This window comes from Pseudomonas sp. OE 28.3 (assembly GCF_014268205.2).
In the GTDB taxonomy this organism is placed as follows: domain Bacteria; phylum Pseudomonadota; class Gammaproteobacteria; order Pseudomonadales; family Pseudomonadaceae; genus Aquipseudomonas; species Aquipseudomonas edaphica.
This window is the reverse complement of record NZ_CP077082.1, coordinates 1380610-1401861: the sequence shown is the minus strand read 5'-3', so window position 1 is coordinate 1401861 and position 21252 is coordinate 1380610. Positions and strand designations below refer to the sequence as shown.

General features: G+C 61.9%; 21 protein-coding genes. 11 read left to right on the top strand and 10 right to left on the bottom strand.

Going from position 1 to position 21252, the window contains the following annotated elements:
• Positions 1-6: 6 nt before the first annotated feature.
• From maiA to hmgA, 3 genes are read right to left on the bottom strand one after another with little or no spacing between them, the layout of a single operon-like run.
• Positions 7-642 (bottom strand): maleylacetoacetate isomerase, encoded by a 636-nt coding sequence (gene maiA / locus HU759_RS06210; protein WP_186616776.1) that lies wholly within the window; start codon positions 640-642, stop codon positions 7-9.
• A 12-nt stretch (positions 643-654) separates the two neighbouring features.
• Positions 655-1941 (bottom strand): fumarylacetoacetase, encoded by a 1287-nt coding sequence (fahA, locus tag HU759_RS06205; protein WP_138451815.1) that lies wholly within the window; start codon positions 1939-1941, stop codon positions 655-657.
• Positions 1942-1944: 3 nt separating this feature from the next.
• A complete protein-coding gene (gene hmgA / locus HU759_RS06200; RefSeq protein WP_017135178.1) occupies positions 1945-3228 on the bottom strand; it encodes a homogentisate 1,2-dioxygenase in 1284 nt (427 codons plus the stop codon).
• Positions 3229-3348: 120 nt separating this feature from the next.
• Between hmgA and HU759_RS06195 the strand changes: the two genes are divergently transcribed.
• The gene (locus HU759_RS06195; protein ID WP_017135179.1) at positions 3349-4128 is read left to right on the top strand and encodes an IclR family transcriptional regulator; all 780 of its coding nucleotides are present in this window, start codon (positions 3349-3351) and stop codon (positions 4126-4128) included.
• Position 4129: 1 nt separating this feature from the next.
• Here HU759_RS06195 and dacB read toward each other — a convergent pair whose 3' ends face one another.
• The 7 genes from dacB to HU759_RS06160 form a co-directional block, all read right to left on the bottom strand.
• A complete protein-coding gene (gene dacB / locus HU759_RS06190) occupies positions 4130-5587 on the bottom strand; it encodes a D-alanyl-D-alanine carboxypeptidase/D-alanyl-D-alanine-endopeptidase (RefSeq protein WP_186616775.1) in 1458 nt (485 codons plus the stop codon).
• A 155-nt stretch (positions 5588-5742) separates the two neighbouring features.
• A complete protein-coding gene (locus HU759_RS06185) occupies positions 5743-8157 on the bottom strand; it encodes a TonB-dependent receptor (protein WP_176991334.1) in 2415 nt (804 codons plus the stop codon).
• A gap of 109 nt (positions 8158-8266) precedes the next feature.
• Positions 8267-9202 (bottom strand): glutathione S-transferase family protein, encoded by a 936-nt coding sequence (locus HU759_RS06180; RefSeq protein WP_017135181.1) that lies wholly within the window; start codon positions 9200-9202, stop codon positions 8267-8269.
• Positions 9203-9277: 75 nt separating this feature from the next.
• Positions 9278-9553, bottom strand: a complete 276-nt coding sequence (locus tag HU759_RS06175; RefSeq protein WP_017135182.1) for a GIY-YIG nuclease family protein — start codon at positions 9551-9553, stop codon at positions 9278-9280.
• A 37-nt stretch (positions 9554-9590) separates the two neighbouring features.
• Complete coding sequence (locus HU759_RS06170; protein WP_010212931.1) at positions 9591-10061, bottom strand: nuclear transport factor 2 family protein; 471 nt, start codon at positions 10059-10061, stop codon at positions 9591-9593.
• A gap of 90 nt (positions 10062-10151) precedes the next feature.
• Positions 10152-10787 (bottom strand): response regulator transcription factor, encoded by a 636-nt coding sequence (locus HU759_RS06165; protein WP_017135183.1) that lies wholly within the window; start codon positions 10785-10787, stop codon positions 10152-10154.
• A 199-nt stretch (positions 10788-10986) separates the two neighbouring features.
• Positions 10987-11805 carry a response regulator gene (locus tag HU759_RS06160; protein ID WP_017135184.1) on the bottom strand — a complete coding sequence of 273 codons (819 nt, stop codon included), beginning with the start codon at positions 11803-11805 and terminating at the stop codon, positions 10987-10989.
• A gap of 394 nt (positions 11806-12199) precedes the next feature.
• Between HU759_RS06160 and HU759_RS06155 the strand changes: the two genes are divergently transcribed.
• From HU759_RS06155 to HU759_RS06110, 10 genes are all read left to right on the top strand, one after another.
• The gene (locus tag HU759_RS06155) at positions 12200-12823 is read left to right on the top strand and encodes a DUF1120 domain-containing protein (protein WP_186616774.1); all 624 of its coding nucleotides are present in this window, start codon (positions 12200-12202) and stop codon (positions 12821-12823) included.
• A gap of 15 nt (positions 12824-12838) precedes the next feature.
• Entirely contained in the window at positions 12839-13462 is a 624-nt protein-coding gene (locus tag HU759_RS06150; RefSeq protein WP_186616827.1) for a DUF1120 domain-containing protein, read from the top strand.
• Positions 13463-14107: a DUF1120 domain-containing protein gene (locus tag HU759_RS06145; protein ID WP_225933033.1), complete on the top strand. Its 645-nt coding sequence runs from the start codon at positions 13463-13465 to the stop codon at positions 14105-14107.
• Positions 14108-14135: 28 nt separating this feature from the next.
• Positions 14136-14774, top strand: coding sequence for a DUF1120 domain-containing protein (locus HU759_RS06140; RefSeq protein ID WP_186616773.1), 639 nt, complete (start codon positions 14136-14138; stop codon positions 14772-14774).
• Positions 14775-14807: 33 nt separating this feature from the next.
• Entirely contained in the window at positions 14808-15428 is a 621-nt protein-coding gene (locus HU759_RS06135) for a DUF1120 domain-containing protein (RefSeq protein WP_017135189.1), read from the top strand.
• An 11-nt stretch (positions 15429-15439) separates the two neighbouring features.
• Positions 15440-16057, top strand: a complete 618-nt coding sequence (locus HU759_RS06130) for a DUF1120 domain-containing protein (protein ID WP_017135190.1) — start codon at positions 15440-15442, stop codon at positions 16055-16057.
• Between the two features lie 3 nt (positions 16058-16060).
• Positions 16061-16747 (top strand): DUF1120 domain-containing protein, encoded by a 687-nt coding sequence (locus HU759_RS06125; protein ID WP_017135191.1) that lies wholly within the window; start codon positions 16061-16063, stop codon positions 16745-16747.
• 33 nt (positions 16748-16780) lie between these two features.
• Positions 16781-17485 (top strand): fimbria/pilus chaperone family protein, encoded by a 705-nt coding sequence (locus HU759_RS06120; protein ID WP_099548442.1) that lies wholly within the window; start codon positions 16781-16783, stop codon positions 17483-17485.
• Positions 17486-17613: 128 nt separating this feature from the next.
• On the top strand, positions 17614-20067 hold the full coding sequence (locus HU759_RS06115) for a fimbria/pilus outer membrane usher protein (protein ID WP_225933032.1): 2454 nt from the start codon (positions 17614-17616) through the stop codon (positions 20065-20067).
• Between the two features lie 11 nt (positions 20068-20078).
• Complete coding sequence (locus HU759_RS06110; protein ID WP_225933031.1) at positions 20079-21218, top strand: DUF1120 domain-containing protein; 1140 nt, start codon at positions 20079-20081, stop codon at positions 21216-21218.
• Positions 21219-21252: the final 34 nt, after the last annotated feature.

Sequence of the window (21252 nt, the reverse complement as noted above, 5' to 3'; positions counted from 1 at the left end):
ATTGATTTAGGGGGTGTCGGGTTGGTTGGCCGGATGCGCTTGCACAAATGCCGGATGCTGCGCCGCCAGCGCCGCCACGCGTCCAATGCGTGGGTACGCGCCCAACGGCACCTTGAAACGCTCAGCCGCGTACAACTGCGGGATCAGAAACGCATCCGCCATCCCCGGCTGGTCACCAAAACAAAAGCCTTCATCCCCAATCAACTGCTCCACCGCGCCCAGGCCCTGGCTGATCCAATGCCAGATCCACTCGAGCACTTGCGCCTCGTCATGCCCCCATTTACGCAGCAGGTTTTGCGTGCTGGAGTTGTGCAGCGGATGGATATCGCAGCCAATAATCGACGCCACCGCACGCTCATGGGCGCGGGTCGCCAAGTCCTTGGAAAGCAGCGGCGCCTGTGGATAACACTCTTCCAGGTACTCAATGATTGCCGGTGATTGAATCAACAGTTCACCCTCATCGGTACGCAGCGCCGGCACGCGGCCCTGCGGGTTGATCGCCAGGTACGCCGGCTGGCGATTCGCACCGCCCGGCGGGACCAGCAGGTTCACCGGCACGGCGGTAAAGTCCAGCCCCTTGAGTGCCAGGGCGATACGCACCCGGTACGACGCCGTAGAACGGTAGTAGGTATAGAGTTCCATCGCCCTGCCCTCTTAGCGTGCTGCGATCACAGTGCCACGGCATTCGCCGAAACCGATGGAGGCAAACCCCTCACGGCTGCAACGGGCGCGCAGGATGATTTCGTCGCCATCTTCAAGGAACTTGCGCACCTCGCCGGAGGCCAGTTCGATCGGCTTTTTACCGCCTTCGGTGATCTCCAGCAGGCTGCCGAATTGCCCCGGCTGCGGCCCGGACAAAGTGCCCGAACCAAACAGGTCACCGGCCTGCAACTGGCAGCCATTGACGCTGTGGTGAGCAACCATTTGCGCTACGGTCCAGTACATGTGCTGGGTGTTGCTCAGGGTCAGGCGGTGTTCCGGCAAGTTTTGCTCGCGCATCGCGGCGGTGGTCAGCAGCACTTCCAGCTCGATGTCGAAACCGCCAGCGGCCTGGTCACGCGTGTCCAGCAGGTAAGGCAGCGGCTGCGGGTCACCTTCGGGGCGCGCCGGCTGGGCTTTGCGAAACGGCTCCAGGGCTTCGGCGGTGACCACCCACGGCGAAATGCTGGTGATGAAGCTTTTCGACAGGAACGGGCCGAGCGGCTGGTATTCCCAGGCCTGGATATCCCGCGCCGACCAGTCGTTGAGCAGGCAGAAACCGGCGATATGCTCGGCGGCGTCGCCAATGGCAATCGAGTCGCCCATGGCATTGCCCTGGCCGATCCAGATGCCCAGTTCCAACTCATAATCCAGGCGCGCGCACGGGCCGAAGGTGGGCTCGGTGTGGCCGGCCGGAAGCGTCTGGCCTTTAGGCCGACGTACGTCCGTGCCCGAGGGGCGAATGGTCGAGGCGCGGCCGTGATAGCCAATCGGCACGTACTTGTAGTTGGGCAGCAACGGGTTGTCGGGACGGAACAGTTTGCCGACGTTTTGCGCGTGTTCGATGCCCACATAAAAGTCGGTGTAATCACTGATTTTTGCCGGCAGATGCATCTGGCAATCAGCCGCGCGGTGCAGCACCTGCGCCTCACGGGTGTGCAGCTTGCTGCCTTCGGCGAGTAACTCCAGCAGGCGCTCGCGCAAGGCTACGCGCGGGCCACGGCCGAGTTCAAAAAACGCGTTCAGTTGACCACCGGCAGTGGCTTCAACGGCACGCCGTGCTTCACCTTCGAACTCATCCAGCGCAGCGTGCAGGTCGAGAATCGAATCGCCAATCGCCACGCCACTGCGCGGCGCCGAGCCATTGATGCTGAACACGCCCAGCGGCAGGTTCTGCAAGGGGAAATCGCGGTGGCCGTTGGCGGAGGCTACCCAGCTGCGGGTAAAGGTTGGCTGAGTCATCGGTTATCTCCGGTTCGGGTTGAAGGTGGCGGGCAGCGAGGCCCAGCACGCATCGTAGGAAGGTTGCAGTTGCGGGCACTCAAGGGCGAACTGTGTCGGGCGCAGCACCTGGCTGGTCTCAAACATGAAGGCCATGGTGTTATCGATCTTGTGCGGCGCCAGGTCCACGTTGATGGCTTTGGTGCAGGTCTCGCCGTCCGGGCCATGGGCGCTCATGCAGCTGTGCAGCGACGCGCCACCCGGCAGGAAACCCTCGGCCTTGGCGTCGTAGGCGCCCTGGATCAGGCCCATGTATTCGTTCATCAGGTTGCGATGGAACCACGGCGGACGGAAGGTGTTCTCGGCCACCATCCAGCGCGGCGGGAAGATCACGAAGTCGAGGTTGGCCAAGCCGTGCACACTGGTGGGCGAGGTTAATACGGTGAAAATCGACGGGTCCGGGTGATCGAAACTCACCGTGCCGAGGGTGTTGAAGCGGCGCAGGTCGTACTTGTACGGCACGTTATTGCCGTGCCAGGCGACTACGTTCAACGGCGAATGGTCCAGCTCGCAGGCCCAGAGTTCGCCGAGGAATTTCTGCACCAGCGTGGTCGGCTTTTTGCTGTCTTCGTAGTGCGCAACCGGCGTGAGGAAGTCACGCGGGTTAGCCAGGCCGTTACTGCCGATCGGCCCAAGGTCTGGCAGGCGCAGTGGCGCACCATGGTTTTCCGCGACATAGCCACGAGCCTGCGCATCCAGCAGTTCGATGCGAAATTTCAAACCACGAGGCAGCACCACGATTTCCAGTGGCTCGACGTTCAGCACCCCCAATTCGGTGGCGATACGCAGACGGCCCTGCTCGGGGACGATCAACAGTTCGCCATCGGCGTTGAAGAACACCCGCTCCATGGAACGGTTGGCGCGGTAGTTGTAGATGCTGATGCCTGAGGGTTTTTCCGACCCGGAGTTAGCGACCATGCCTACAAGGCCGTCGACAAAGTCGGTCGGCTCACTTGGACTATCCAGCGGGTTCCAGCGCAAGCGATTCGGCGTCACCGCGCCCAACGGCCCACCGGCCAATTGCCGTTCCAGCTTGATAAACGCCGGGTGGTTGGCTGATGGCTGAATGCGGTACAGCCAAGTGCGGCGGGCTTCGCTGCGCGCCATGGTAAAGGCGGTGCCGGAGAACAATTCGGTGTACAGGCCGTAGGGGGCTTTTTGCGGGGAGTTCTGGCCGACGGGCAGCGCGCCGGGCAGGGCTTCGCTGGCGAATTCATTGCCGAAGCCCGACAGGTATTCGAGGTTCATGGATCATCCTCTGTGCGGAAGTTGTTTTTATCGTAATCCAGTTACGCATAACGTAATTTGATCACTATCGACCGTCAAGCTATAAAGACGCCCATTCATCTCTCGGATTCTCGCCCTTCCATGGAAAAGCCCCGCGACACCGGTAAACAGAAAGTCCGCTCGGCCGAAGTGGGCACCGATATCCTCAAGGCGCTGGCCGAGCTGTCCCCGGCCACTTCGCTGTCGCGCCTGGCCGACCATGTGCAGATGCCGGCGAGCAAGGTCCACCGCTATTTGCAGGCACTGATCGCCTCGGGCTTCGCCGAGCAGAACGCCGCCACCAACCATTACGGCTTGGGTCGCGAGGCCTTGCGCGTAGGTTTGGCAGCGCTGGGCAGCATGGATGTGTTGAAAGTCGGCGCGATGCCGCTGGCAGAGCTGCGCGATGAATTGAATGAAACCTGCTTTTTGGCGGTGTGGGGCAACCAGGGCGCGACCGTGGTGCAGATCGAGCCGGCGGTGCGCGCCGTCACCGTGGTGACGCAGCTGGGTTCGGTGCTGCCGCTGCTCAGCTCGTCCACCGGGCTGGTGTTCAGCGCCTATTTACCGTCGCGGGAAACCGTGGAATTGCGCGAACGCGAGATTCAGGCCGGGACTGCCCATGCCCTGGCGGACGACGAGGCTTACGCCAGCGCCTGCGAACAGATCCGCAGCCGTGGCCTGCACTTTGTGCATGGTTTGCTGATGCCCGGCGTGGATGCATTATCGGCGCCGGTGTTCAATGCGGTTGGGCACGTCGCGGCGGTGATGACCGTGGTCGGCCCCACCTCACTGTTCCATGCCGATGAAGACGGCCCGGCGGCGCAGCACTTGCTGGCGGCGACTCGGGCCGTGAGTTGGCGCATGGGCTATCAGCCCTGAATCACTCGTCCCAGCCTGACAAAGCCAGCGCCACGCGGTTTTCCACGGCTTTGACCTGCGCGCCACCCACCACGTAGTTGTTGCTCAGCATCGAGAACACCAGCTTGCGCCCCTTGCTATCGGTGATGTAACCGCTCAAGGACGACACGCCGCCCATGGAGCCGGTCTTGGCATGCAGGTTGTTCTCGGCCGGTGTACCGCGCAGGCGATACCGCAGGCTGCCGCCGGTCATGCGGTCGGTGTTGCCGGCGATCGGCAGCGCGTTGTACCAGGCGTTGAACCACGGCTGTTTACTCGCGGCCAGCAGCAGGTCGGTGAGGTTTTGCGACGACACCAGGTTACGCCGCGACAGCCCCGAACCATCGACCTGGCTCAATGTCGCCGTATCCAGCCCCTGGCGCTTGAGAAACCCGGCCACCGCCACCGCACCCGCCGCCGCCGTGCCACTGTTGACTGTCTGGCGGCCCATCGCCTTGAGCAAGGCTTCGGACATGTTGTTGTTCGAAAGTTTGAGCAGCGGCGTAATCAATTCCTGCAACGGCGCCGACTTCTGCTCGGCCAGTACCGTCACCGCAACCGGGCTGGCACCGCCCATCACTCGACGGCCAAGCACTGTGATGCCTTGCTGCGCCAGCGCTTGCTCGAACAGGTTGGCCACCAGTTGCGTTGGCTCCCAGACACTCACCAACTGCTCGCTCTGTCGCCCCGGCGCCACGGCCCCACTGAGCTGCAGCAGGTTGGTGCCATGGCGACGGTTGATCCCGTAGGTGTTGCCCGGCCCGCTGACCGCGCGGTTGCTCAGTTGCAGGTAGTTGGTTGGCGGGAAGATGTCGACACTCACAGGCTGCCCGGCCCGCGCTGGCGCCTTGGCGGTGACCAGCACGCTGCCAGCATCGAAATCGGTATTGGGCGACACGGTCAGCGCCGAAATCTGTGCGCCGTAGTAGGTGGTTTCATCGTCATGGGACCAGTCGACGCCCAGCCGCTCGGCGTCAAACCAGGTGTCGTCAAACACCAGGTCGCCCTGCACCTGACGCACGCCCTGGCTGGCCAACTGCGCCGCCAACGCCTGGTAATCGGCGAACTGAATGGTCGGGTCACCCAGGCCGCGCAGGTACAGGTTGCCGGTCAAGCGGTCGCCCTGGCGAATGCCGTTGCTCAGCAGTTGCGTGGCGAAACGGTACTGCGGCCCAAGCACATCCATGGCCGCGGCCGTGGTCAGCAGTTTGAGGTTGGAAGCCGGCACCAGCCGCGTGCGCGGGTTGTGCTGATACAGCGTGGCGCCACTGTTGGCGTCCCGCACCATCAGCGAGACCGAGGCGCCGTGCAGCGCCGGGTCGGCCAGCAACTGGTCGAGGCTGTGCCCGGTGGCCGTCTTGGAAGGCGTGGCGCAACCGCCCAGTAACAAACTCAAGCCCACCAGCATCGCGCTGGTGTGTATCCATCGACCCAACTGCATCAGTACCGTTTTCCCGCAAAGCCTTCAGTGGCGGCAACGCTACCAGCTCATTGCCGTTGTGGCGAGCGTGGCTGCTGTGGGATCGGGGCCGTTGTGGCGAGCGGGCTTGCCCCGCTCGCCACAACAAGCTCCCTCGCCACAAGAGGTCGCTTGCCTTAAAACTGCAGCGTGCTGGAAACCGACACCTGCCGCGCATCGCCGATGGACACGAACTGCGTGTTCACCGACGAGGTGTAGTAGGTGCGATCAAACAGGTTCTTCACGTTGAGCTGGAACTTGACTTTCTGCCCATCGATTTTGGTGTCGTAGCTGGCAAACGCATCGGCCACGGTGTAGCTCGGCAGCTCGAAGCTGTTGGCCGCGTCCCCGGCCCGTTCGCCCACGTAACGGGCACCGGCGCCCACACGCAATTGATCGCCGCCGAGAATGCTGCCGAAGTCGTACACGGCCGACAACGAAGCGGTGTTTTTCGCCACGTTTTGCAGGCGATTGCCCTTAAGCGTCGGGTCTTCAGTCACCTCGGCATCGGTGTAGGCATAGCTGCCGATCAGGCTCCAGTTGTCGGTCAACTGGCCGCTGGCGTCCAGCTCAAGGCCACGGGAACGCACTTTGCCCGCCACGCTGTAGACCGCTGCCAAACCGTCGCCGACCTGCACCAGCACGTTGCGTTTTTCGATATTGAACAGCGCCGCACTGGCGGTTATACGCCCCGGTATGTCGAGTTTGGTGCCCAGCTCCCAGGCTTTGGACTGCTCCGGTTCCAGGCTGCCATCCAATACGCTTTTGTTCGCCAACGGCGCGATGGTGGAGTTGGGTTTGAACGACTCGGTGTAGCTGCCATAGAACGACAATTGATCGGTGTAGCGATACACCAGGCCGGCACGCGGCACCCACTTCTGGCCGTTGCCATCGGTGTTGGCGGTGAACGGCACGCCTTTGCCGGCGTATTGGTCGTACATCTGGTAGCGCGCACCGCCGACCAGAATCCACTGGTCATTGAGGTGGATGGCGTCCTGGAAGAATAGCGAATCGCTGCGCAGCAGGTCGGTCTGGTTACTGTCCGGCGCGCTGACTTTGGTGCCCGCGACTTCGTTGCCGTACACCGGATCGTTATAGTTGAAGACACCACGCGGCGCCTGGCGAATCAGGTCGGCGCGGTAGATCTTGCGGTACTCGTCGTCGAGCCCGAACACCAGGTCGTGCTGCATGCCGCCGACATTGACCTTGCCTTCCAGGCTGGTGGTGGCGAAGCGGTCGGTGGTCAGCGCACCCTGGGTGCCGTCCATGCTGCGGGTCAGGGTGCCGTTGGTGTTGACCTTGACTACGCGCACCTGGCTGGCGTCGTAGGTCTCGCGGTTCCAGCTGTAGCCGAAGTGCGCTTTCCAGTCGTCGTTCAAGTCGTGGTCGACTTCCAGGCGATACAGGTCGGAGCGGCCTTGCATATTGTTGAACGGCTCATCCAGCCGACGGGTCGCGGGGATGTTCAACGGGTGGTTGGTCTTGGGGTCGATGGCGGTGCCACGGTCGAACGGCGAGAGGAATTCGCGGTGCTCATAGGCGAACACCACTTTGGTGGTGTCGCCGTACCAGGCCAGCGACGGCGCCACCAACGTTTCGCGGTGGGTGCCGAAGTTGCGCCAGTAATCTTCGTCTTCGTGGTCGACGATCAGGCGATAGGCCAGGCCGCTGTCACCAATCGGGCCGGTGGTGTCGAGGTTGCCGCCGCTGCCGTTCTTGCCGTCACCGAAGGTCGAGCCGCGCGCGGTCAACGAGGTGGACTGCACCAGCTCGGGCTTCTTGCTGACGATATTGACCACGCCGCCCGGGTCCTGGATGCCATACAGCAAAGACGACGGGCCTTTGAGCACTTCGACGCGCTCGGCGGTGGCGTTCAGCGCCCGGCCCTGCACCACGGGCATACCGTCCTTCATGATCGAGCCGTTACGGTTGTCACCAAAACCGCGCAGCATCACCGCGTCCTGGGTGCTGCCGAGGGTGTTGGCCTGGGTGATGCCGCTGATATTGCCCAGGGCGTCATCCAGGTTGCGCGGCTGTTGGTCACGCAGCACTTGGGCCGGCACGACGTTGACGGTTTGAGGGGTTTCCAGCAGCAGGCCGTGGGAGCGCATCACCGAGCTGGTGGGCGGGGGCTGATAACTGGTGGTGTCCTGGGCTTGGCTCGCGCCACTGATAGTGGTGGCGCCCAGGTTGACTGCGCCGTCGGTAGGCACAGGCTCAAGCGCCAGAGTACGGGCGTCGATCTGGCGAAAAGTAAAGCCTGAGTTGCCGAGCAGCCGTTGCAGGGCCTGGGTGGCGCTCATCTGCCCGCTGACAGCCGGGGCGCTAAGGCCATAGGGCGCTTCGTCGGTGTAGATCACGCTGATGCCGGTGACCCGGCTGAAATCGCTCAGCGCCTGGGGCAGCGGCTTGGCTGCCAGGGCAAAATTGAACTGGGCGCTTTGTTGCTCCTGCGCCTGCGCAATCGCCAGAGGCAGCAACGCCAGGCCTGATGCCGCCAATACCGAGGCTCCCAGCCACTGTTTTACCCAACCGCCCGCCGTCGACTTCATGCTGTGAGAACCCGTGTAGAAAAAGCTGTTAATGCGAATAGCTCGCAGTTTCAAACACTACACGGATGGGCGGGCGATTTACCTCACTTTTGTTTGCAATTATTTTTATTTATTGCGCCTGAATGCGAAAGCCCATGCGTGGGAAGTGCACATGCACAGTGCCAGCACGCTCGTCGGTACGGCGCAGGATCAGCTCTTCACGGCCAGCGAACAGCAGTTCACCCGCCACCGGGTCGGTGCCGTAGTCAGTGGCCGCAATGGTCACCTGCTGGCCGGGCTTGAAGCCGTTCAAATCCTCGAACAGCTCATTCGGCAAAGCCGCAGGCGCGGTATTTCGCGCCACTTCCAGGGCTTGCTCGGCACTCATCTCGCTGAAAGTGCCATGCCCAAAGCCCAATACGCGGTCCAGCCAGGCAGCCACTGCCGGGTAGGCATCGACCAACGGCGCCGTCACCGATGAACCTTTGAGGAACCACAACGGGTGGGCCAGGGCAAAGTCAGCGATCGAGGCTTCACCGAACAGGAAGTCGCCGGCCTGGTGCTGCAGTTGTTGCTCAATACGGCTGACAATCGCCGGCCATTGGTGCTTTGCCTGCTCCAATTGCACGCGAACTGCCGTGCCACCACTGAACAATTTGGCGCGGTCGGCCACCAGCACCTGGATCATTTCCGGCGGCACCTTGGCAAATTTCACCGCCAGGGATTCCGGCTGGAACACCAGCGCCACGGCATGGGAGAACACCACCGAATCCGCCCAGGCAGCGAAACCTTGGGTCACCAGTTCCAAGCCTTGGGGAAACAGTGCCGGCGCGGACTTTTCCTGCTCCAAACGGCGGGCGATCAAAGCCGTGTCACAGTATATATCGGCGCCGACCTGCAGCACCGGGGTCTTGCGATAGCCACCGGTCAGCGGCATCAGGTCAGGTTTGGGCATCACTGGCGCGATACGCACCGAGCGCCAGGACAAGCCCTTGAAGCCCAGCAACAGGCGGGCTTTTTCAGCAAAGGGCGATTGCGGGTAATGGTGCAGGATCAACTCAGACATGCCAGGCTCCGCTCGATAGGTGAGCCGCCAGCTTAGCCTGCAAAACCGTGCGTGGGGACGATGAGAACCTATCAATCAAATCAATGAGCCACTCGCCGCCAGGCATTCCTTGGCGCTTTTCTTGAGTTTTTTGATCAGCCGCTCCTGACGCAGCGCCTCTCCCTTGGAAGCACACTGCTCGGTGTACACCAGCGCCACGGCCGGGCTGGACAGAAAAAACCGTGCGCCCTTGCCGCTCTGGTGGGAGGCAAAGCGGCGCACCGGGTCATTGCTGATGCCGCAATACAGCGAACCATTGGCGGCACGCACCAGGTAGACGAACCAGGGTTTGGGTTCAGGAAGTTCAGTCACGGGACGATTGCTGCAAACCAAAAGAACGCCAATCTTATCAACGACCGGCCTGAAATGCCTTCAAGCCTTTAAGCGCCTGGGCACGCACGGCGTTCTTCAATGCCGGCGACCAGCCCAGCAACAAGCCCTTCAAGCCCAACGCCTGGCGCGACCAACGCCACAGGTCGAAGTGGTCGTGGTGCTCGCAGATTTTGCCATCGCGAAACACAAACCGCGCACCGATATCGTTGACCACCGTATTGCCCGTGGCGCTGAACAGGTAGGTCGCCACCCAATGCGCACTGCCCGTGCTGTCATCACTGCGCACATGGTCGAAGGTCAGGGAGAAATCCTTGGCCCGCGTGGTGAGCATGCGCCACATGTCCCCGGCGTCGCGCCCGCGCAACTCACCAAAGGCCGGGTCGCTGAACACCACGTCGTCGGTGTAGCAGGCGGCCATGGCTTCGGCGTCCAGGCGCTGGAAAGCACTGTAGAACTCGGTGATCAGGGCGTTATGGGCATCACTCATGGGCAGGCTCCGCAGGCGTCGAAAGAATAGCCGCACGATAAGCTGCCCACGCTGCGCTGGCTACTGACATTCGCCACGCAAATGATGAGCCTACGGCACCATCCCAACACTGCGAGCATAGGCGAACAGGTCAACATCGGTGGAAATACTCAGCCGTTGCATGGCCGTGCTTTTCTGCTTGCTGATCGTGGAAATGCTGCGATTGACCTGTGCCGCGATCTCGCTGACGGTCATGCCGCTGGCCAGCATGCGCACCACCTCGCGCTCCTTGCCGGATAATTGCGGCTCCTGGGACTGATCGCCCGTGCCCGCCTCGACCATTTGCACCCGCAGGGATTCACTGGCGAACGTCTGGCCGGCACACACGGCCTTGATCGCCAGGGGCAGCTCCTTGGCCGAAGCACTTTTAGCCACCACTGCCTTGGCACCATGGGCGAAGGAAGCGCGCAGGGTGGCGACGCTGGCGAACATGGTCACCAGAATCACCGGCAACTTCGGATACTGGCGGTGCAGCAGGCTCAACAGCCCGTAGCCATCGGCCTGCTGACCGCCGGGCATGGCGAAGTCGGTGATGAGCAAGTCGCACGGCGTCGTACTTAACACGTCGAGCAATTGATCGGGTCCATCGGCCTCCGCGACCACTTTGCAGCGGCCATGCGCCTCAATCACGACTTTCTGCCCGATACGAACAATGGGGTGATCGTCAGCAATAATTACTCGAAGCATAAATTCCCACGAATGATGGCAACTTGAATCCGCGCAAAATACCCCCGCCGGCGCTCATCAACAACCGCTAACAAACAGCCGCTTACAGCCAACCCCAATGTTCACTCGTTCACATTTTTTTGCCTACATAACAACAGGAAAAAACCTACAGCCAAAACTAGATCGTCGGATTGCAAACGCTCAGTGAAAACACCACTCCTCAGACATCGGACAGGTACTCGAGATAGACGTACAACCGAGCCAGGAACAACTCCAATTGCACCTTGTGCGCAGCAACGCCCTGGGACCGGACCTGCTCAATCAGCCTCACCGCCATGGGTTCAAGTCCGGTGCCGCCCAAAAACACCAGGCTGCCCACCAAGCGATGGAGGCGTTCAGCTGTCAATGATGCGTTCAACGTCGCACAGGCATGGCGTAACAAACGATGGTCCTCCCACGCCTCGAACAGCAGGGTTTCCAACAATTGATCGACGACAGGCTCGCTGCCAAACGTCGCGACCAACGTGGCACGCGTTGGCCAGCCGGCGAGCGGTACAATGGCCGCCTGTTCGACATACCGATCATCCACGCCAGGCAACCAGCGCACCAACACCGCATGCAATTGTTCAAGGGTCAAGGGTTTGAGCAACCAGGCATCCATGCCGGCATCGCGGCAACGCTTGGGACTGTCATTTTGCAGGTTAGCGGTCAAGGCAATGATCGGCACTCGCCTCATCCCGGTATCGCACTCATGCTGGCGAATGGCGCGGGCCATGCTGTAACCGTCCATGAAGGGCATCTGGCAATCGCTGATTACCAGGTCGAACGGTCGGGTGGTAAAGGCCACCAGCCCGAGGTAGCCGTCGGCGGCCGTCTCGTGCCCCAGCCCCAGTTTCTGCAACAAACCACCCAACAACAGGCGGTAGGCAGAATGATCATCCACAACCAGCACACTCAACTGCCGCCAATGAAACGGGGGAAGGGTTGGCGGCTTCAGGTTGTGGCTCGCTCCTGCTGTTGAACCTACCAGCGAACCCATCAGTACCTCTATCGCAACTATTGATCCAGCAGCAATCCGCAGCACTGATGCAATAGCTCTTGAGGCCTATCATGCAGCAATGGTCGACGCATTCTTCTGAATGCTATCGGCCAAAAACAAATAACCTTTCGAGTTAACCAAAGCCCATACAACAACTACGAAAATCCCCCCTGAATCATCGCCTTCACACCGCCCTGCCAATGTCGTATTAGTTGTATTTCCCCTGCTCGCCCCCCTCGCTAAATTGTGCCCACCCCAAAGAGGGTCGGCTTGCCACTCCCAGGCAACAGCCAATAAACACCGAGACCGCCGCTTGGCCAACCACCCGTTCATACCGGGTCGGGCGTGGCCCCGCACGCGCCTCAATCTGCCAGCCTGTAATGGAACAAATGAAATGAAGATCTCTGTATCCCTGCTGAGCAGTGCCCTGCTGCTCGCCATGAACTCATCGGTGTTCGCCGCCAGCAGCGTCGACCTCAGCGTCAAGGGCATCATCACGCCCAGCGCCTGCACACCCAACCTGCCAGGTGACGTCGATTTTGGAAAAATCGCGGCAAAAGACCTGAGCCTAGACAGCTATACGCCGCTTGAGAGAAAGACCCTGCAACTGAGCGTCAATTGCGACGCGGCGACACTGTTTGCAATCCACCCCCTCGACAATCGAGCCGGTTCCGCCGCTCACGGCGCCGCCTTTGGCCTGGGTTTGATCAACGGAAACCAGAAGCTCGGCGTATATCAGCTGACGTTCACCAACCCCACCGCCGAAACGCCCTCCACTCTGATTGCGATGTTCAACTCCGAGGGCCGATGGACGGAGATCCTTACAGATGACGCCATCGCCCCCAACGATCTGGTGGCGCTGGGCAGCCGGGGCGACAGCGGTTGGGCACCCCACCCGATAAAAGACGCGATCATGGACATGACGCTGTACACCTCAATTGCACCGGCAAGAAACCTGACCTTGACCAACGAAGTGGTAATCGACGGCTCTGCAACCTTTGAAATGAAGTACCTGTAAATGGATATTTCCCAAATGAAGACCAGCCTGCCCCTGTTGAGCAGCGCGCTGTTGCTCGCCATTACCTCATCCGCCTTCGCCGCCAGTTCCGTGGACCTGACCGTCAAGGGTTTGATCACCCCCAGCGCCTGCACTCCCAACCTGCCGGGCGCCGTGGACTACGGAAAAATCGCAGCAAAAGACCTGAACCCCGACAGCCACACCTGGCTTGAGGACCAGACATTGCAGTTGAGCGTGAACTGCGAGGCGGCGACGCTGTTTGCCATCAACCCCGTCGACAATCGAGCCGGTTCCTCAACCGTTGGCCGAGGCTCCTACGGCCTGGGCCTGGCCAACGGCACAGAAAAGCTCGGCGGGTATCAACTGATGTTCAGCAACCCCGTCGCCGAAACGCCTTCGACCTTGCTCTACCAGTACGAACAGCGCGACTGGGCGCCGCTCTATCCAGAGGACCCCGTAGAAGACGATATGTTGGTGGCCCTGGGCAGCCGTGGCGATTCCGGCTGGGCCCCGCACCCCGTGCAGGACGCGCTCATGGACATCACCGTGCACACCGCCGTTGCGCCTGCCAACGGCTTGAGCCTGGCCAACGAAGTGGCGCTGGACGGCTCCACAACGTTTGAAGTCATGTACCTGTAAATGGAGACCTTTGAAATGAAGACTTCGCTGTCCCTGCTCAGCGCTGCGCTGTTGCTCACAAGCGCCTCGTCAGTGTTCGCCGCCAGCAGTGTGGACCTGACCGTCAAGGGGCTGATCACACCCAGCGCTTGTGCCCCCAGCCTTTCAAGCGGTGGGGTCATCGACCACGGCAAAATCGCGTCCAAGGATTTAAAGCCGGACAATTGGACGGTCATCGGCAATCACACGCTGCAACTGGCGATAACCTGCGAGGCGCCAACTCTGATGGCCCTCAAGGGCATCGATAATGTAGGCGACTCCCATGACCCGATGAACAGGTATGGCCTGGGCCTGGTCAGCGGCCAAAAATTGGGCGGGTACTCCCTGACCTTCGGCAATCCTATAGCCGACAACGCAGCGATCTCCGTGATTGAGTCCTCCGATAACGGCCTCACCTGGCAGGAAAATATCCCAGGTGACACTTGGCCAGCCGCCTACCTCGCTTCGTTTGGCGATCGTTCGACCGGCAGTTGGGCGCCCACCCCAGTCCGGCTGGTGACGGCCGATCTCAAGGTGCAAACCCTTATCGCTCCAACTGCCGGGATGGACCTGACCACTGAGGTCCCCATCTATGGCTCCGCCACAATTGAAGTGAAATACCTGTAACCCCCTCTAACATCACAGGATGTGACCCATGGCTAGCCTCCGCACTCCCATCGCCGCGACATTGTTGCTGACCTGCGCCGGCCCAGCATTCGCCGCCAGCAGCATCGATCTGACCGTCAAGGGGCTGATTACCCCCAGCGCCTGCACCCCGGCACTGGCCCAAGGCGGTGTTGCCGACTACGGAAAGATCGCCGCCAAGGACCTGCAAGAAAACCAGGCTACTCCGTTGCCGCCCACTACCTTGCCATTCAACCTCAGCTGCGAGGCCGCCACGCTGTTTGCACTCAATGGTGTGGATAACCGCGCCGGCTCAGCCAATAGCCCCAACGATTACTCGTATGGCCTGGGGTTCATCAACGAAACAGAGCGGGTCGGCGACTACGTGATCATTATCACCAACTACCTCGCCGACAACCTGCCGGTCAGCAAGCTGGCCTCCAGCGACAACGGCGCCACCTGGAGCGAAAACAGTGAGGACGCCATCTGGATGCGCGGCAGGCTCGCCGCCTTCGGCAACAACGCAAGTGGCACCTGGGCGCCCATCGCGATCAAGGCACTGACCAGCAACCTGGTGGTTCACCCCACTATCGCCCCTTCCAGTGGCCTGACATTGACCCAGGAACAACCTGTCGATGGCTCCGCCACGTTGGAAGTGATGTACCTGTAACCCCTCATCCTCTTACTAAGGAAGGTTTAAACGATGACTTACTTAAGAGCGGCGCCCCTGGCCGCCCTGTTGTTGGGCACCTCGTCTCTCACGCTGGCCGCCAGCAGCCTGGACCTTACCGTCAAGGGCATCATCACGCCCAGCGCCTGCGCGCCAGTGGTTTCCGGCGGCGGCAATGTCGACTTCGGCAAGGTGTCGGTCAAGGACCTCAACGCTGATACCTACACCGACCTGCCCAGAGAAACCATGCTCTTGAGCGTGCGCTGCGAAGGGCCGACGTTTTTTACCTTGAACACCATCGACAACCGCGCCGGCACCACCGCCAGCCACTTCAGTTGGCACGGCCTGGGCCTGACCCCCAGCGATGAAAAACTCGGCGATGCCGGGCTTGGTCTCTACCAGCCGGTGGCCGACGGCGTACCGGTGCGCACCATCACCTCACGGGATGGCGGCGTCACCTGGATGCCTTCAGTGATGCTCAGCCATACCGTGTTGACGGCGGTCGCCGACAACGACGGCGTGGTGCCGATTGCGATCCAGGAACTGGACGCCGAGATACGCCTGATCACCCACATTGCGCCCGCCAGCAGCCTGACGCTGACCGACGATGTGCCTATCGACGGTCACGCCACCGTGCAAGTCAATTACCTCTAAGGAACCTCCCGATGAACACTCGATTGACCACCCTGGCCGTCAGCGCACTGCTGCTCAGTTCGGCCAATGCCTTTGCCGCCAGCAGCGTCGACCTGACCGTCAAAGGCCTGATTGTGCCCAGCGCCTGTACGCCCAGCCTGTCCGGCGGTGGCATGATCGACCACGGCAAAGTGTCTGCCAAGGACCTGAACCCGGACCGGGGCACCGCGATTGGCGTGCATACCCTGTCGATGACCGTCGACTGTGACGCGCCGATCCAGTTTGCTCTGCACCCCATCGATAACCGCGCAGCCTCAGGTCTAACCACGGACTTCGGCCTGGGCTTTATCAACGAAACCCAGAAGCTGGGCCACTTCTCCCTCACTTGGCGCGGCATGGTTGCCGACGGCGTGACCGTTCAACCCATCGCATCGATGGACCAGGGCAAAACCTGGTACTCCGAAAAATTCTGGGAGCCGAGCATGTACATGGCGGCAGCGTCGATGAGCGACGACACCCAGCCGCTGCCGATCCAAAACCTGAGCGTCGATCTGGAAGTGCTCACTATCATCAATGCCGCCGCCAGCTTGGACCTCAGCAATGAGGTAACCATCGATGGCTCGGCCACCGTTGAAGTGAAGTACCTGTAACCCATGGCCGCCCATCCCTTGACTACCGCCGGGCATGGGCTGCGCCTACCTGTGCCGGTACTGAACACCGTTGGCCGTTGCGTGGCTGCGCTGCTCCTCTGCCTGGCCACCTTAGTCAACGCCCACGCGGCGTCGACCGTCGACCTCACGGTAACCGGCCGGATAACGCCGGACGCCTGCCATGTCGAGCTGACTAATGAAGGCACCGTCGATCACGGCAAGATTCCTTCCCATAGCCTCAACGCCGACGAATTCACCGTGCTGCCTATCCAGATGCTCGATCTGCGCGTGCAGTGCGCCAGGCCCATGTTGTTTGCGCTGGTAGGTATTGATAATCGCGCCGACTCCTCGTCGGCACCCGATTATTTCTACGGGCTGGGCAGGAACATCCACGTCCCAGAGGAGCGCCTGGGATCCGTGGCATTGTCCTATCGCAACGCAGTGGGCGATGCGCAGCCCATGCAGGTATTGGCGTCCAACGACAACGGCGAAACCTGGTCACAGGAGCCCAACGCTTACCCACGCGCGCATATGGCCTTTGCGCCAGTCGGGGACCGCCAACCGGATTTCATCGGCCAGTTGACCGTCCAGGTTCAGGTGAGCACCGCCATCAATTTTTCGCAGTACCTGACCCTGGACCAGGAAGTCCCGCTCGACGGCGCCATTGTCCTGGACCTGCGCTACCTCTGACCGCCCCCCTTTTGGCCTAATGGAAACCCCATCATGACGACGTCATTCTCAAACACCGTGGTGGGCCTTGTCGCCCTGCTGCTGATCCTTGGCAATCAAGTCAAAGCCGACGGCATGGTCCCGGACACCTCCGTGGTGATCGTGCATGAAGCCGAAGGCGAAGCGGCGGTGTCGGTGACCAATACCGACAGCCAGCTCGCGCTGCTGCATGTGACCTTGCAGGACATTCCTGAAGACACCGAGCCGCTGTTGGTGGTGACACCGCCGCTGTCTCGGGTAGAAGCGTCCAAAACCCAGCTGGTGCGCTTCATTCTGCAAAACCAGAAGCCGTTGCTGACCCAGCGGCTTAAACGGGCAGTGTTCGAAGGCATGCCCCAAGGTCGCGCCGCCACCGCCGCCGGTCACGCCCGTGTGGGCGTGACCGTGCGCCAGAACCTGCCCGTGATCGTGCACCCCAAGGGCCTTGCGCCGAACCGCACCCCTTGGACCGACCTGACCTGGACGCTGCGCGACGGCCAATTACAGGTGCGCAACGACACGCCTTATGTGGTGCGCCTTGCACAGGAGCTGTTGCTGTTGCCCGGTGACGGCAGGGCAATGCTGCCGCGTACCTATGTGCTGCCGGGCGAAGCTTTGAGCGTACCGGCCAGCGGTGGCCAGGCCAGAACGGTGCGTCTGCAGCCGGCCACGGTGTATGGGTTTGCGGTCAAGGCCTACGACGCCCCTATCACCCTCTGACTGACAACCACAGGTGTCGTGACAGACCGGCACCTGGATAACGAAGTGACGGCTTATTGACCGTCACCAGAGCGCCTGGAATCCCCGACACAACGGGGGCCAGTGCACTCACTACTCGAGTACCTTGCGTGAAAACAGTATTGAGTTACCGTGACGGCGAAGCCGTGTCCGATACCCCCGTCTGCCAGACCTTGCCGCTGGTGTTGTTACTGTGTGCCCTCGTGCCCGACAAGGCTTGGGCCGACGATTCCAGCCCGGTTGGCTTCGACGCCCAGACCTTGCATCAGCGTGGCATTGACCCACAGCTGGCCAGCCTGTTGCTGGCAGCACCGCGCTTCGCTGCCGGGCGGCACACCGTTAACCTGCGGGTCAACGGCCAACGCCGTGGCCGACAGGATCTGACCTTCGATCAACAGGGCAACCTGTGCCTGGACCGCGCCTTGCTGGACGCCGCTGACCTGGTGACGCCCAGCGAGACGCCAGGCTGCCGGGATTTTCTCGCGCAGTATCCACAAACCCTGGTGGAGCCGGACCCGGCGACACTGACGGTGTCACTGGTGGTGCCCACCGAAGCCCTGCGCCCTGTGCAGCAGGATATCTCGGGGTACGAAACCGGCGGTTTTGCCGGGCTGCTCAACTATGACCTCAGCGGTTTTTACAACCGCTTCGGCGATGACGCCAGCCGCTTTGGCTCGGCCAATACCGAAGTCGGGTTCAACGCCGGCGACTGGATCGTGCGCAGCCGCCAGGTGCAGACCTGGCAGGATGGCCTGTCGCGCAGTACGCATCTGGAGGCCTACGCGCAACGCACCTTCGCCAGCCACCAGGCGGTGCTGCAGGCCGGGCAGATCAACCTCTACAACCCGGTGCTCTCCGGTGCGCAGATCAGCGGCGTGCAGGTGCTGACCGAACATGCACTTCAAGAACAGGGTCAGGGCGCGCAGATCCAAGGTATCGCCAACAGCCCGGCGCAAGTGGAAGTACGTCAGAACGGAGCACTGATTCACTCCACCGTGGTGCCTGCCGGGCCTTTCACCTTGAACGATGTACGTCGGTTGAACACGCGCTCGGATGTCGAAGTCACGGTCAAGGAAAGTGTTGGCGGTGAGCGACGTTTCACCGTGCCCGCCGCCATGCTTGGCCTCGGGTTGCCGGCACCGGGCTACTCCGTGGCCGCAGGCCGAGTGCGCAATGTGGGTGACGCCAGGGGTGATGATCCTTGGGTGGTGAGTGCCGGCTGGACCGGCGCCTTGCACCCGCAACTGACACTGGGGAGTGGCGTGCTGGCCGCCAGCGAATACCGTTCGGTAGGCGCCAGCCTGGGCTGGTTGCCGTGGCTTGATAGCCAGATCCAGCTGTCAACCCAACTGTCCAACACCCAGGGCTGGGAAAAAGTCTCGGGTGTACAGACCGACCTGTCATGGTCCCAGCGCTTGAGCGAACAGTGGTCGGTCAGCGCCGCCAACTCCTGGCGCAGCATCGGCTACCGCGAACTCGAAGAAAGCACCTATGAGCGCGACCACAGCCATGAGAGTAATGACAGCCGTCGCAACTCCCGCTATCGCGACCAGCAAAGCCTCAACCTGGGTTGGTCGCATCCGCTGCTGGGCGCCTTCAGTGCCGGGGTTTCGCGCTCATCCAACTTTGCCGGTGACAGCAGCAGCCGCGCGCTGGCGTCCTGGGGTACCAGTATCGGCGCCGTGTCGTTGTCGGCCAGTGCCGAGTGGCAAATGGGCGGCCGCGAGCAGCGAGACAACGCCGTCTATCTCAACATCAGCGTACCGCTGGGCGAGAGCCGCAGGCTACGCAGCTGGGTGCGCAATTCCGGCGGTGAAAACCGTACCGGCCTGGGCCTGACCGAACAGATCGACGACCAACTCAGCTACCGCGTCAGCGCCGAACACGACAGCAGTGACCATCAGGTGGAAACCTCCGTAGGCGTCTCGGCACTGCCGCGCTACAGCCAGCTCGATTTCAGCTACAGCCGCTCCGACGCCGAGCGTTCGAGCTACCAGGGCGGCGCTCGTGGCGGTGTGGTGCTGCACGGCGACGGCGTGACCTTTTCGCCCTACCCGGTGCGCGACACCTTTGCCGTGGTGTCGGTCGGCGACATGAGCGGCATTAAGCTCAGCACCCCCAGCGGCCCGGTGTGGACCGACTGGCAGGGCCAGGCCGTAGTGCCGCAAGTGGCCGCATACGGGCGCAGCCCGGTTGAAGTGCAGACACGCTCACTGCCGCGCAATGCCGATATCAATAACGGCCTGGCGATGATCTCGGCCGGGCGTGGCGCGGTGGACCGCGTCGAATTTGGCGTCGGCCTGACCCGTCGCGTGCTGCTTACCGTCAGCAACGACCAGGGCGCGCCGCTGCCTGCGGGCGCCTCCGTCAGCACTGCCAGTGGCGAATTCGTCACCTTGGTGCAGGACGGCAGCCAGGTGTTTCTGCCCAATGTGCTGGAACAGCCGACGTTGTGGATCACCACGCCGCAAAGCGGGCGTTGCGAGTTGCGCTACGAACTGCCGGAAAAAGCCGACCCGGCGGTGTACTTCGAAACCGCTCCCGCACGTTGCAACCTGCCTTGAGGATGACCGCCATGCCCATCACACCTTATATGCGTCAACTGTGCCTGTGGCTGCTGGTCGGCGTAGCCGGCACTGCCCAGGCCTTGGAAGAATGCCAACTCAATGTGAGCGAACCGCTGGTGGATTTCGGCCTGATGAGTCGCCTGGCGCAAGCCGACAGCGCGGCGCAACGCCTGCTCGGCGAACGGCGCCTGAGCGTGACAGTCAATTGCCCGCAGGCTGAAGACCTCAGCCTGTTCTACCGCGCCCTGGCCGCCAACCCGCAACGCCTGCAATTTACCGAGCACGGCAGCTATGCCATCGAAGTCGGCAACGCCGTGCTCGACGGCCGCAGCGTAGAACTGGGTTTGCTGCCCGCCGCCGGCCTGGCGCCCGTTACCAATGGCAACGTGCTGGAGTGGCGCCCCGGCCACGGCATAGCACCGGTCGAACAGGGTGCAGTGCTCACGGGTAAAACCCTGTCGCTGCAACTGACCCTGCGCGCCTGGGCCGACCTCGCCGCCACGCAGGTGCGCGATGCCACCACCTGGGAAACCACCGGGACGTTGTACGGCGCAAAGCACGGGCGTTACCGGGAACTGACACTGCGCGCGCACTTTGCGCCCATCGCCTGCCTGCCGACGCTGTCCGACCACGGCGTGGTGGACTACGGCACCTTGTACGCCAAGGACTTGAGCGCCACCAACGAGACACCGTTGCCGACCCGCTCCCTGCGCCTGAGCGTGACCTGCGACGCGCCGGCACGCTTTGCCCTGCGCATGTTTGATAACCGCGACGGGTCGGCCACCGGTGGCACCGATGAAACCGCCTATGGCCTGGACCTGGATGCCAGCCGCAACAAAATCGGGCGTTTTTACCTGACTGTCGACCCGGCGGAATTCAGCGCCGATACCTGGCCCACGTTGTACCGCACCGACTCCACCAGCAACGGCGTGGCGTGGAGCAGTTCCACAGCCCGGCAAATCCCCATGGCCGCCAACAGCCTGCTGGGCTTTACCGACAAAACCGGCGTCACCACAGGCCCTGTCGCCATCCAGGCCCTGACCGGCACGGTACGTATAAAGACTTACCTGGCACCCATGCAAAGCCTGGACCTGCGTGAGGTGGTGCTGATCAATGGTTCCGGCACCCTCGAGATCGTGTACCCGTAACCGTCACTGCAAGGAGTCCGTCCCATGAAACGCC